Raw genomic sequence first — 13489 nt, forward strand, 5'->3', positions numbered from 1 at the left:
TTAAGGGTGCGCCCGGCGGGAGGAAGGTGCCGGGCACTTGGGCGCGCCATGTTAGGTGCTGCCCGGTCACGGCATCACGACAAGTGATGCACCTCCTGCAGGCCGTAGACGGGGGTATCGATGCCTTCCATCCGCGCCTTCAGTTGCAACGCAAGGTACAAGGAATAATGGCGAGACTGGTGCAGATTGCCGCCATGGAACCAGAGATTGTCCTGCTGAGTCGGCTTCCACATGTTGCGTTGCTCGCCTTCCCAGGGGCCGGGGTCCTTGGTTGTGTCGGAGCCCAACCCCCAAACCTTGCCAACCTTGTCTGCAACGTCCTGGCTGATCAGGTCTGCGGCCCAGCCGTTCATCGAGCCGTATCCAGTCGCCATGACCACCAGGTCGGCGTCCAGATGCGTGCCGTCCGACAGCACGACACCGGTCGCGTCAAAGCGCTCTACCTGGCCTTTCACCAGCTTTATCTCGCCATCAATGATCAACTGGCTGGCGCCCACGTCGATATAATACCCCGAGCCGCGTCGCAGGTATTTCATGAACAGGCCAGACCCGTCATCGCCCCAGTCGAGTTCAAACCCGGCCTTCTCAAGCCCGGCATAGAACTCGGCATCCCGCTCGCGCATCTGGTCATAAAGCGGGATCTGGAATTCATGCATGATCCGATATGGCAGCGAGGCAAAGATCATGTCGGCCTTCTCGGTCGTCACGCCATTGGCCACCGCCTCCTCGGAGTAGAGCGCGCCAAGCCCGATATCCATCAACGTATCGGACCGCACGATATGCGTAGACGAGCGCTGAACCATCGTCACATCAGCATCTGCCTCCCAGAGCGCGGCACAGATGTCATGGGCCGAGTTGTTCGATCCGACGACGACCACTTTCTTGCCGCTCCAGGCGTCCGGGCCTTCATGCTGCGAGCTGTGCTGGATCGTGCCGTTGAAGCTGTCCATGCCGGGAAACTCCGGCATGTTGGGCTTGCCTGACATGCCCGTGGCCAGCACCAGCTGCGTCGGATGCAAGGTGACGTTTTCGCCGTCGCGGTTGACGGTGACGGTCCAGGTGCCTGCGGCCTCGTCGAACTTGGCGCTGGTGACTTCGGAGCGGCTCCAGTAGTTCAGTTCCATGACCTTGGTGTACATTTCCAGCCAGTCGCCCACCTTGTCCTTGGGCGTGAAGACCGGCCAATTATCGGGGAACTTGATGTACGGAAGGTGATCGTACCAGATCGGGTCATGCAGGCAGAGCGACTTGTAGCGCGACCGCCACTGGTCGCCGGGCCGGTCGTGTTTGTCGAGAACTATGGCCGGCACGCCCAGCTGGCGCAGGCGCGCGCCAAGGGCGATGCCGCCCTGCCCGCCACCGACGATCACGGTGTATGGCTGCTCGGAATATCCAAGCTCGGCGGCCTCGGCTTCGCGCTTTTCCTTCCACGACTTGCGGTTCTTGGCGGCGCCGTGTTCTGCCCCGAACGGACGGCGCTTGCCGCTGTTTTCCTCGAAGCCCTTCAATTCCTGCAGCGCAGTCAGCAGTGTCCAGATCCGCCCATCCTTCAGGCGCATCAGGCCCCAACCGCGGCCCACGGCGGTTCCAAAAGTGATCCATGCGGTGACGACACCGCCATCCTCGCCGGGAGCTTCGTCTTCTTGGATAGCGAACGCGTGCGGCTTGGTGTGTTTCAATTGCGCCGTCAGCATGTCCTGAACTCCAGACGGTCCTTCTACCGTCTTGAGGTTCCAGGTCACGGCGACCAGGTCGCGCCAGTAACTGTCGGTGGCAAACAGAGCGCTTGCTGCCTGCACGTCGCCTTCCTCCAAGGCGGCGTTCAGGCTGTCGAGCACCTCTTGCATCTGTGTGGTGACTGTCGAATCGAGCATTGCGGTTCCTCCTCATCAGCAATGTGATGAGCAAAGAGTGGCGAATGGCCCTGCGGCCATTCCACGGAAATCCGATCAATGTCGTCCTATGTGTGATTGCCGCGCTCCAGCATGTTGCACACGCAACAAGACGCAACATTTCAGTCGGGCGCCCGCAACCCTTCTTTGCGGATGCGGCGCAGAACCGTGGAACGGTTGACCCCCAATCGACGTGCGGCACGGGCCATGTTCCAGTTGCAGGCGTCCAGAACCGCCTCCAGATCCTGCTCGTGCGCCCGAGACTGCGGGGCGGGAGGTAGATCGGGCAGATCGATCACGTTGGTTTCCGCCATCGCGCAGGCCACATCCAGCACATTGCCAAGTTCGCGCAGGTTGCCTGGCCAGGTGCGCGCAGTCAGTTCGGCCCGCGCCGAAGGTGTCAGGCGCATTTCCCCGCCGCGGCGACGTCTCAGCAGGCGGTCAATCAACCAGCCAAGGTCTTGCCTTTCGCGCAGGGGCGGCAGTTCCAGTGCGGAGCCAGAAAGCCGGAAGTACAGCGCAGATGGCATGATCTTTTGCACCATCAGGTCCGACGGCGCGTATGTGGTGGTCGAGATCGGGCGCAAATCCGGGTTCGCATCCAGAAGCCCCGCCAGAACCCGCGCGGTGTCCGGCTGCAGATCCTCGATTCGGCGCAGCAGCAACGTTCCCGGCCCCGACTGACAGTTAAGCGCGTCACGCATCTCTTCGGGCTGCGTTCCGGCGCAATCAATGGCAACGAAACGCCCGCGGCGGGATGCCATGTGAATGGCGCGGGCCAGCTTGGTCTTGCCGCTGCCGCTTTCGCCGCAGATGAGCAACGGCACCTGCGTCGGCGCGAGCCGGTCCGCCTGCGACAAAAGCCGGATCAAGGTTGGATCGCTTCCAGCGAGGGTTGCATGGAAACCGCTCAGCGCACGTCTTTCCGAAGCCTCCGCACCCACGGACGCCCTGCGCGGAGCCTGCGGTGATATGGCATGGCCGAACACGGCGCCTCCGTCTCCCAAAGCCACGACCCTTTCTTCGGTGGGACGATCCCGCATCAGGTCAGGCAGGTCATCGACGTTCAACCCCAGAAGACTGTCGATCCTTTCACCGATAAGGCTCTTGCCACGCGACAGCATCCGTGTAGCGGCGCGCGTGGCCCCGATCACCCGACCTGATCCATCGAGGGATACGGCCGCTTCCGGGTCCACGTCGAGGAATTCGGGGCTGGAGGAAAACCTCAGCACCCACTCGCGACGGCTGGCCGCCATGAGGTTCGCCATTTCGACCCGCCGGGCGGCCGCCGTAACCAGGGACATGGCCAGGTTTTGGCTGCTTTTCGGGGCCGGAGAGCGCAGCAGAGAGATATCCAGCACTGCCGCAAGTTGCCCAAGGCTGTCGTAGATCGGCGCTGCGGTACATGACAGCCCCGTGTGGGCGTTTCCGAAGTGATCGTCCTGATGCACGGTCACCGGCTCGCCCGTGAAGATGCATGCCCCGACACCGCAGGTACCGGCAAGGTCTTCGGACCAGTTCGAACCGAGGTAAAGACCTGCGTTGCGCAACTCGTCGACAAACAGATCATCGCCGAAAAAGTCGACACAGACGCCTTTTGCGTCCGTCAGCAGCAGAACGTAGTTCTGTCCTGTGACCTGCCGAAACAGGCTTTGCAGGCTGGAGCGCGCCGCGCCGATCATCCAGTCAGCCTGATCGCGATGTATGCGAAACTCCGTGTCCGTTACGATATGGGCCGGATCGCTGCGCGTCGGGTCCATCCCGTAAAGCTCGACACACCGACGCCAGGAGGCATCTACGTAACCGTCCCGACCAGACGCATGACCGTCCAGAACCTGCGCGATCTCCTCGACATGATGACGCTCAACCATGAGACCCTCCTGACGAACACGATAGCACAATCAAGACATGCCCGCACAACCGAAGACCGTTCGTCAGGTTTCGGGGCCCCGCTCGGTGCTTCGCCGAAGATCGGAACATCACAGTCTATGCTTTGCGAAACAGGCGGCAGGCCAGCGGCATGAACGGCCCGCGTTGCGGCATGCCGCCCCAAGGCAACGGCTGAGACGCTCCGCTCAAGCTTGGCGACCTTAGCCTCCGAATCCTAAGCGGGAAGACGCCAGGAATCCGGACGGGCTTGTTCATACCGCCACGAAGGTCCGCCCGCCGATCCTGTGCACCACTGCGTCGGTTCCGAAAATGTCCTGCATCAGCCTGCCGTCCACCAGTGTTTCGGCATCCCCCTGCGGGCCGATTTGCCCGCCTTTCATGGTCACGATATGATCGGCATAGGCGCAGGCATAGTTGATGTCATGCAACACGATTACCACTGTGCGCCTGTGCTCCTGCGCCAGCCTCTGCAACAGCGCCATGAGCGACCGTGACGCCGCGATATCGAGATTGTTCAGCGGCTCGTCGAGCAGCATGTAGTCGGTGTCCTGCGCAAAGATCATCGCCAGAAGTGCCCGCTGCCGCTGCCCGCCCGACACCGTGTCCAGCGTCCGCTGTGCCAGCGGGTCCAGGTCGAACAGGGTCAGCGCCTCGGCCACCTTTTCGCGGTCGTGCTTGCCCGGCCGCCCCAGATGGTGCGGATAACGCCCGAAGGCGACCAGTTCCGCGATGGTCAGGCGCGGCGCGATTTCGGAACTTTGCGGCAGGATCGCCAGCCGCCGCGCCAGCGCGTTCGACGCGCAGACGCCCACCTCCAGCTCGTCCACCATGATCCGCCCCGTGCGATGCCGCGCCAGCCGCGCGATCAGCGACAGAAGCGTGCTCTTGCCCGCCCCGTTCGGACCGATCAGCGCGGTCACCTTGCCCTTAGGGATTTCCAGCTCGATATCGTGCAGCACCATGGTGCCGCCCAGGTCGTGGCTCACGCCCGTCACGGAAATCATCGCTTCAATCCTTTCATCACCAGCACTAGGAACAGCACGCCGCCCGCAAGGTCGATTACCACGGTCAGCGGTGTCACCAGCCCGAACACACGCTCCAGAAGGGCCTGTCCCCCGACCAGCGTCGTTGCCGAAATCAGCGCGGCCGAAACCAGCAGCACGGCATGTCGCCCCGTAGGCGTCACCGCATGGGCGATGCTGACCACCAGCAGCCCCAGGAACGCCGTCGGCCCGACCAGCGCGGTCGCTACCGACACCAGCACGCCGATCAGGAACAGCACCTGCAACGTGCCGCGCCGTACGTCCTCGCCCAGATTTATCGCCGCCTCGCGCCCCAGCGACAGCACGTCCAGCCGGTGCCGCATGGCCCATGCGCCGACCAACGCCGCGCCGATGGTCACCGCCGCGATGGCCAGCAGCCCGGTCTCGATCTGGTGGAACCGGGCATAGGACGACACTTGCACCACGCTGAACTCGTTGGGGTCCAGCATCCGCACCAACAGCGTGCGCAGAGATCGGAACAGCACGGTCAGCACCAGCCCGGTCAGGATCATCCGCATCAGGTCGGGGCGCTCCTGCAACAACAGCGTCCCGAACAGCAGCATCGACGCCCCGGTCATCAGCACCAGCGACACCACGAACTGCACCCACGAGGTTACGAGAAGGTAATCGGTCATCCCGAAAACGAAGACGCCCATCGCCACGATCAGCACGAACAGTTCGTCGAACCCCATGATCGACGGCGTCAGGATGCGGTTCTGCGTGATCGTCTGAAACAGAACCGTCGAGGTCGACAGCGCCACCGCCACAAGGCACAGCGCCGCCAGCTTCGCGCCGCGAAACTCCAGCACGAAGCCCCAGTTGCCGCGCGCGCCGATCGTCATGTAGGCCACCGCCGACGCCACGAACAGCACCGCAAGAACGATCAGACGCCTACGGTGCATGGCGCGCCGGACGGTAAAGCAGCCAGATGAACACAACCGCGCCCACCACCCCCAGCACCGTGGCCGAGGGCATCTCGAACGGATAGCGCAGCACGCGGGCCACGATATCCGCCGCCAAAACCAGCCCCGCGCCCATCATCGCGATCACCGGCAGCGTGCGGCGCAGGTTGTCGCCCATCATGCGCGATACGATGTTGGGCACGATCAGACCCACGAAAGGAATGATCCCCACGCTCACAACGGTCAGCGCGCAGACCAGCGACACGGCCAGAAGCCCGAACAGCATCACCTGCCGGTAATTGAGCCCAAGGTTGATGCTGGCCGCGTGCCCCAACCCCAGGATCGAAAACTGGTCGGCGGCCACGAAGCACAGCACCGCCGCGACGGCGGCCAGCCACAACGTCTCGTAGCGGCCCTGCAACACGGCCGAGAACTCTCCGGTCACCCAGACGCCGATCATCTGCAACAGGTCGTTCTGGTAGGCCACGAAGGTCACAGCCGCCCCGATCACCCCGCCATAGACCAGCCCCACGAGGGCGACCATGTAGGGCTGCGTCGGCGGCAGCCGCCGGGCAATGGCCAGGAAACCGGCGGTCGAGGCGAACGCCGTCGCCGACGCCATCGCGATCTTTGCAAAAAGCGATGCCGCCGGCGCATAAAGCGTGACCAACAGGATGCCCAGCGCCGCGCCTTCACCGCTGCCCACCGTCATCGGCTCGACGAAACGGTTGCGCACCAGCATCTGCAGGACCGTCCCCGCCACCGCCAGCGACGCCCCGGTGATCAAAACCGCAAACAGGCGCGGCGCGCGGCTCACCGCGATCAGCTGCAGCGCCGCGGGGTCCTGCAACAGCGCAGCCGGGCGCAAGTCGATCACGCCGATGAAAAGCGACACGACCGACAGCGCCAGCAGCGCCACCACCCCGAGGACGATCTTCCCCACAGTTCAGCTTCCGGAAAATGCGGCCAGCAACTGGTCCATGGTGAGATTGAGCGCCTGAACCCCGCCCGCCGCGATGTAGATCGGCGCACTATCGAGGGTGATGACCTTGCCGTTGCGCCACGCTTTCGTCTCGCGCACCAGCACGTTGTCCAGCGTCGATGTCGCCGTCTCCACGTCGCCGATCGCGGCGCTGCGGTCGATCACCAGGATCACGTCGGGATCGACCTGACGGATGAATTCGAAACTGATCGCCTCGCCATGGTCCGAGCCCGCCACCTCTTCGGCGGCCACCTCCAGCCCGAAGGCCGTGTGCAGCCAGCCGAACCGCCCGGACGGGCCGTAGGCCGAAACCTTCGGCCCGTTCGTCATCACGATCAGCGTCCGGCCCGCGCCAGCGGCGGCCTCGGTTACTTCGGCCTGCTTGCGGGTCAACTTGTCAGCCAATGCCGCCGCCTCGTCCTGCCTGCCGAAAATCGCGCCGTAGGCCTCCAGCCGCTTCAGCCCCGTCGCCAGCGTCTCCACATGGATCGTCATGTCGATCGTCGGCGCGATCTTGGCAAGATCGGGCACCTTGTCATGGCTGCGCCCCCCGGCCACAATCAGGTCCGGCTGCAACGCGTAAAGCGCCTCCATATCCGGCTCGAACAGGGTGCCGATCCGCGCCGCGCCCTCCGCCGCGTCTTCCAGGTAGTCCAGGTAAACATTGGAAATCGTACCATCCACCTCGACACCCAGCGCCTCCAGCGTATCGAGCGCGGCCATGTCGTATACGGCGACTGTCTCAGGGGTCTGCGCAACGGCCACAGCGCCGCGAAACGTCTCGACGGTCACATCCTGAGCACCAACCGGCCCTGCCGTAAGGCAAAGCGCAAAAGCGAATTTTCGAAGCATGTCTTCCCTCTGTCTTGAAAAACCTGCATGGCTGGGAAGTCTGGCTTTGCAGGCGCGGTCGCGCTGTGCTTAACCGCAGCGAAAAGAAGAGTCTACGCCCAACACTTCACGAAAAGGAGCCAGCCATGCCAACCCTCATCGGACGCATCGAAACCGAGCACGGCGCCAAATACCTCACCCAGCTCTGCAAGCATTTCGCCCACAAGATCGACGCCACCTGGGACGGCAACCACGGCCGTGCCGATTTCGTCTTCGGCCGCGCGATCATGGAGGCCGACCCTCAGGGCCTCACGATCTGCTTCGAAGTTGACAAGGACGAAAACGTGCCCGCCGCCAAGGGCGTCATAGACAGCCACCTCGTGACCTTCGCCCACCGCGAAAAGATCGCAGGCATGGAATGGACCGCAGCGTGACCCTGGTGCTGCGCCGCGCCCCCCAACGGCTGTCCGCTCAGCGGAACGAAGCGGACGTTATTTTGCCACGGTGAGGAGACGCGCATCGACGGGCCGTGGTGCGGCGAACCGACGATGGTGATGGGCAGTTTATGCCTGCCAGGCACATCCAACCTGAGAGCGTGGCACGTCACCTGCCAAATCGCCGTGCCGTCGCACCAAAGGTGCGCCAACTATAGTCGGCACGCCTCTGGCGAGACGGAGCGGCCCGGCGATACGCGGCGGGCTTCGCCCTTGTTCCGCGCCAGCGCTTTGTTACTATGGCAAATATGGGTTCGCACCGTACATTCGCTGCGATGAAAGTGAATGGCCGAGATGCAGGTCTTGCTGCCGTTCACGACGGAGGCGAGCGTCAGCCCCTGGGATGGCGATCCGACGGGAATTCTGACGCACTTTATGCCTGCCAAAGACATCCTCAGTATGATGATTGCGCCCAGCCTCAGCCAAATCGCCAGCCCAAGGGAGGGGCTGACGATGGCCGGGCCGCTTCGCGGCTGTTCACCGGCTAGGTGCTTGACGCCTTTGTCTGGCAACGGGCTCACAACGGACTTTCGCCCTTTGATGACCGCGACCCTTACGGTCGCGATAATCAACACGCCTTGCACGGACCCCCGCCCACACGGGCAGGCCCATGCTCAGAACCGCAGCGTGGCCCGCAGGTTGAAGGACCGGCCCGGCTCCCGCAGCGGCGTCACCGTCGCGAATTCCTGACCGTAGGTCGCCCGCTCGGTATAGGTCTCGTCGAAGATGTTGTCGATCTCCGCCCGCACGGTCAGGTTCTCCATCCGGCGCGGCGTGTACTCGGCAAAGGCGTTGACCACTTCGAACCCGTCGATCTCGCCCCCGGGCGCGCCCGCCGCCGACTTGTCGAACACGATCTGCGCATCCGCACCCAACGTCAGACCCAGCCGATCCCACGTGTTGGCCACCTCGAACACAAGGTTGTCCCCCAGGGGCGTGGTCAGGTAACGCCCGGTGTAGCTGTCGGCAGGACCTCCGTTGATCTTGGTGTCGATATCGGCATAGGCGATGCGGGCGAACCCGCTCGACCATGTATAGGCCGCGCCGATCTCGTACCCCTCGGTGTCGAGGTCCGAAACCTGCCCCGGCCCGCCGTTGAACAGGCCTGTCGTGGGGTCCAGCAGGGTCCGCGCGTTGTCGATATCGGTCTTGAACAGCTTGGCGTTGAAGTCCCAGTTGCCCACCCGGTAATTGGCCCCGAGGTAATAATTCTCCGAGGTCACCGGCTCGATCGACGCCGGATAGGTCCAGGCGGTGTCGAACAGGAAGCTTTCCGCCAATGCGATACCGCCCCACACGCGCGAGGCCCCGGCACTGACCGTGATCGCGTCGGTCACGTCGAAATCCCCGGCGATGTTCGCCGACAGCCCGTCATTGTCATAGGTCGTGCCGTCGACGCCCTCGAACTCTTGGAAATCGTATCGCGCGCCTGTCGACAGGCGGAACCGATCCGTCAGGTCCAGCTCGGCCTGCACGAAGAGGCCGATATTCGTGGCCTTCTCCTCGGCAAAGAATACCGCCGTGCCCTCGCCGTTGATATCCGCCACGTCGCTGTAAAAATCGAGACCCGCATTCACGGTGCCATTCGCCACCTGGAACTCGTTCTGGATCTTGCCCGTGAAACTCGTGGTCTTGCCCGCATAGGCGTCCGTGGCGCCCGGCATCGGCCCGGTGTAAAGGTCGGTCGAATTGTAGGCGATCTGCACCGACGGATTCCACATCGCCGTGGTGTTCCCGAACTCATAGGACAACACCAGGTTCTGGCGCTCCAGCGTATAGGTCCTCGTGTCCAGAACGCCGCGCAAGCCCGCGAAATCCGCCCGCAGGGGACGCTGCGCATCGTCGCGCACGATCTCGTACCCCAGTTCCAGCCGCCCGCCGTTGTCGGCGTTGAACGCCACCTTGGCCAACCCGCTGGTCAGCCCCGTGCCCGAGCCGGTAATATCCACGCCGGAGCCGTCCTCGCGCAGACCGCCATCGGCATACTTCCCGAAGGCCAGATACTCGAACCGCCCGGACACGCCAAAGAGCGCCAGGCTGTTGGTAAAGACATCACCATTGCTCTGATACTCGGTGATGAACCGCCCGCCGAACGTGCGTCCCTCTTCCAACAGGTCGCCCACGTCCTTCGTCTCGAACGCGATCGCGCCGGCCATCGCTCCGGGTCCCGCATCTGCCGGCGCCACGCCGGGGTCGACCCGCACCGCCTTCAGCAGTTCTGGGTCGATATAGGTCGTGGCGCTGTGGTGAAAGATTCGGTTGTTCTGCCGCGCGCCATCGATTGTGACGTTCAGGTTGTTCTCCTCGACTCCGTTTACATAGATTTTCTGCGATATCGGCAACGAACTACCCACCGACACCGACGGCTCGGACTTGAAGACCTCCTGCAGATCCTTCGGCGTCGTGCGCGTCAGGTCCTCGTTGTCGATCCCGATGGAGGTGGTGGCATCCGAACCGATATAGATCGTGCCCAGAACGAACGGTTCGGGCGCTTGCGCAAACGCGCTCCCGGTTCCGATGATGAAGATAGCCGACGCATACGGCGTGACAGTGCGCATAATCCATTCCCCAGTAGATTTGATTTTTCTGGGTAGCGGATGACTGGCTGCCTAAGGGTGGTCCATTTCACAGGCAGGTGCGGATTGCAATTCAGAACGGCACGCGGCCCAGCACGCTGAAGGAATGCGCAGCTATCCTGTGTCGTTCCGAGAACGTGCTTTCACTCTGCACGGAGATGACGACCATTAAGATCGTCGAGCGAATGCCAAGCCCTTGAGCAGAGTGCATTCGGTTGATTGACCCGCGCCTAGTGATTGATCGATTTCAACGCGACCAACTCTGCCTCTCCCGACGCAATATGCGAACCTTGACAGTTCGCGCCGAGAACCGTTCATCCCTTGGGCGTTGACGGCGGGCGGTGCGGCGGGCGTCCTGCGCCCGACGCCCGGCCGGTCCCTCAGGACACCGAAAGTCCGCCCACGTGAAACGCCTTGGTCTCGAGATATTCCTCGATGCCTTCCCGCGCCCCTTCGCGGCCAAGCCCCGATGCCTTGACCCCGCCGAACGGGCTTTCGGCATGACTGACCACGCCGGTATTTAGCGCGACGATGCCGAATTCCAGCGCCTCGCCCACCCGGAACGCGCGGGCCAGATCGCGCGTGTAGAAGTAGGCCGCCAATCCGAAGGGTGTCCCGTTGGCAAGCGCCAGCGCCTCGTCTTCAGTCTCGAACCTGAAGACCGGCGCCACGGGGCCAAAGGTCTCTTCCCCGGCAAGCTGCATGTCGGGCGTGGCATCGGTCAGCACCATCGGATCGGCATATTGCGTTGCCAGTTCGCGCACTTCGGTACTGCGCCGCGCGCCCTTCGACAGGGCGTCCTCGACATGGGCGGTGATCTTCTGGATCGCGGCCTGGTTGATCATCGGCCCGATGTCGCTGCCTTCCGCATCCCCCGGCCCGACCTTGAGCGCGTTCACCCGCTCTGACAGCGCCGCCACGAATGAGTCGTGTATCCCGGCCTGCACCAGAATACGGTTCGCGCAAACGCAGGTCTGCCCGCCATTGCGGAATTTCGACAGCATCGCCCCTTCGACCGCCGCGTCGAGATCGGCGTCGTCGAACACGATGAAAGGTGCGTTGCCACCCAACTCCAGCGAGAGCTTCTTGAGCGTGGGGGCGCATTGCTCGGCCAAAAGAGCGCCCACGCGCGTCGAGCCGGTAAAGGACAGTTTCCGCACCACCGGCGATGATGTCAGCGTCTTGCCAATGACCTCGGGCCGCCCGGTCAGAACATTCACCACCCCCTTCGGCAGACCGGCCCGCTCTGCCAGAACGGCCAGCGCGAGGGCCGAGTAAGGCGTGAAATCAGACGGTTTGACCACCATGCTGCACCCCGCAGCCAGACCGGGCGCGACCTTGCGGGTGATCATGGCGATGGGGAAGTTCCAGGGCGTTATGATCGCGCAGACACCCACCGGCTCCTTCATTGCGAGGATCTTCTTGCCCTGTACCGGCGACGGGATGATTGACCCGTCAATGCGACGGGCTTCTTCGGAGAACCAGCGGATGAACGATGCGCCATAGGCAACCTCTCCCCGCGACTCGGCCAGCGTCTTTCCCTGCTCGGCGGTCAGGATTTGCGCCAGATCCTCGGTATGCTCCAGCACCAGGTCGTGCCACCGCATCAGGATATCGGCACGCGCGGCATGGGTTCGCGCCCGCCAATCCCGCATCGCCGCCTCGGCGGCCTGAATGGCGCGCTCAGTCTCGTCGGCCGTCGTGTCGGGCATGGTGCCCATGACCGCGCCGGTCGCGGGGTTGGTAACCTCCATGTCAGGACGCGCAATCCACTCACCGTCGATCAGCGCGGCTTGGCGAAAAAGATCGGGGTCGGATAGCTTCATCGTTCAACCTTTCATCGCGGCAATCACCGCATTGGTGATATCGTCCGTACCGTGGCTGCCGGGGCGTATGCCGATGCCCTGAGCCGTCGTCGCGGATATGGCCTCTTCCACCCGATCGGCGGCACCGTCTTCGCCCAGATGGCGCAGCATCATCGCCCCCGACCAGATGGCCGCAATAGGGTTTGCAATCCCCTTGCCCGCGATATCCGGGGCCGAGCCGTGCACCGGCTCGAACATCGAAGGCGCGGTCCGGTCAGGACAGATATTGGCCGACGCGGCAAACCCAAGCCCGCCCTGAATGGCCGCGCCCAAGTCCGTCAGGATGTCGCCGAACAGGTTGGACGCCACGATCACGTCGAGATCCTCGGGGTTCATCACCATCTTGGCCGCCATTGCGTCGATATGCACATGGCTTACCGTGACATCGGGATAATCGGCCGCAACCGCACGCGTCATGTCATCCCAGAAAACCATGGAATACTGCTGAGCGTTCGACTTCGTGACCGAGGTCAGGTGCCCGCGCCGTGCTTGCGCCTGCTCGAAGCCAAAGCGCAGGATGCGCTCCACCCCCTGCCGCGTGAAGACCGAGGTCTGCACGGCCACCTCGTTGTCGCGCCCCGGGTGCACGCGCCCGCCCGCCCCCGCATATTCGCCTTCGGTGTTCTCGCGGATGCACAGGATATCGAAGGCGTCGGATTTCAACGGGCCTTCCACGCCCGGCAACAGACGATGCGGGCGGATATTGGCATATTGATCGAACGCCTTGCGGATCGGAAGCAGCAGACCGTGCAGTGAAACCGCGTCCGGCACCGTCTCGGGCCAGCCGACCGCCCCCAGAAAGATCGCGTCGAAGCCGCGCAGGGTCTCGATCCCGTCCTCCGGCATCATCGCGCCCGTCTCGTGGTAATAGGCGCAGGACCATGGGAAGGTCCCGGTGCGAAGCGTGAAATTCTCCACCTCGGCGACGGCGTGCATCACCTTCATGGTCGCCTCCGTCACGTCAACTCCGATCCCGTCGCCGGGGATCAAGGCAATCTGGTGCTCGCTCATGGA

General features: G+C 63.4%; 10 protein-coding genes. 1 reads left to right on the forward strand and 9 read right to left on the reverse strand.

The genetic code is table 11. The features are described 5' to 3' along the window. Positions 1-74: 74 nt before the first annotated feature. The 6 genes from FIU85_RS05970 to FIU85_RS05995 form a co-directional block, all read right to left on the reverse strand. Positions 75-1874 carry an NAD(P)/FAD-dependent oxidoreductase gene (locus FIU85_RS05970; protein WP_152496223.1) on the reverse strand — a complete coding sequence of 600 codons (1800 nt, stop codon included), beginning with the start codon at positions 1872-1874 and terminating at the stop codon, positions 75-77. A gap of 140 nt (positions 1875-2014) precedes the next feature. After that, a complete protein-coding gene (locus tag FIU85_RS05975; RefSeq protein ID WP_152496224.1) occupies positions 2015-3763 on the reverse strand; it encodes a sigma-54-dependent Fis family transcriptional regulator in 1749 nt (582 codons plus the stop codon). A gap of 270 nt (positions 3764-4033) precedes the next feature. Then, positions 4034-4786, reverse strand: a complete 753-nt coding sequence (locus FIU85_RS05980) for an ABC transporter ATP-binding protein (RefSeq protein WP_152491643.1) — start codon at positions 4784-4786, stop codon at positions 4034-4036. Beyond that, positions 4783-5727 carry an iron chelate uptake ABC transporter family permease subunit gene (locus FIU85_RS05985; protein WP_152491642.1) on the reverse strand — a complete coding sequence of 315 codons (945 nt, stop codon included), beginning with the start codon at positions 5725-5727 and terminating at the stop codon, positions 4783-4785. Before FIU85_RS05985 ends, FIU85_RS05980 begins: the two co-directional genes overlap by 4 nt. Next, on the reverse strand, positions 5717-6670 hold the full coding sequence (locus tag FIU85_RS05990) for an ABC transporter permease (protein WP_152491641.1): 954 nt from the start codon (positions 6668-6670) through the stop codon (positions 5717-5719). Before FIU85_RS05990 ends, FIU85_RS05985 begins: the two co-directional genes overlap by 11 nt. 3 nt (positions 6671-6673) lie before the next feature. Further along, positions 6674-7561 carry a siderophore ABC transporter substrate-binding protein gene (locus tag FIU85_RS05995; protein ID WP_152491640.1) on the reverse strand — a complete coding sequence of 296 codons (888 nt, stop codon included), beginning with the start codon at positions 7559-7561 and terminating at the stop codon, positions 6674-6676. A 125-nt stretch (positions 7562-7686) separates the two neighbouring features. Between FIU85_RS05995 and FIU85_RS06000 the strand changes: the two genes are divergently transcribed. Next, entirely contained in the window at positions 7687-7974 is a 288-nt protein-coding gene (locus FIU85_RS06000) for a DUF2218 domain-containing protein (protein ID WP_152496225.1), read from the forward strand. Between the two features lie 674 nt (positions 7975-8648). On the opposite strand, the gene FIU85_RS06005 is transcribed toward FIU85_RS06000, so the two are convergent. The 3 genes from FIU85_RS06005 to FIU85_RS06015 all read right to left on the reverse strand — a co-directional run bounded on the left by FIU85_RS06005 (position 8649) and on the right by FIU85_RS06015 (position 13486). Next, the gene (locus FIU85_RS06005) at positions 8649-10592 is read right to left on the reverse strand and encodes a TonB-dependent receptor (RefSeq protein ID WP_152491638.1); all 1944 of its coding nucleotides are present in this window, start codon (positions 10590-10592) and stop codon (positions 8649-8651) included. A gap of 398 nt (positions 10593-10990) precedes the next feature. Beyond that, a complete protein-coding gene (locus FIU85_RS06010) occupies positions 10991-12436 on the reverse strand; it encodes an NAD-dependent succinate-semialdehyde dehydrogenase (protein WP_152496226.1) in 1446 nt (481 codons plus the stop codon). 3 nt (positions 12437-12439) lie between these two features. Then, positions 12440-13486: a tartrate dehydrogenase gene (locus FIU85_RS06015; protein WP_152491636.1), complete on the reverse strand. Its 1047-nt coding sequence runs from the start codon at positions 13484-13486 to the stop codon at positions 12440-12442. Between the last annotated feature and the right edge of the window lie 3 nt (positions 13487-13489).

Source organism: Roseovarius sp. THAF8, assembly GCF_009363735.1.
Taxonomy (GTDB): Bacteria; Pseudomonadota; Alphaproteobacteria; order Rhodobacterales; family Rhodobacteraceae; genus Roseovarius.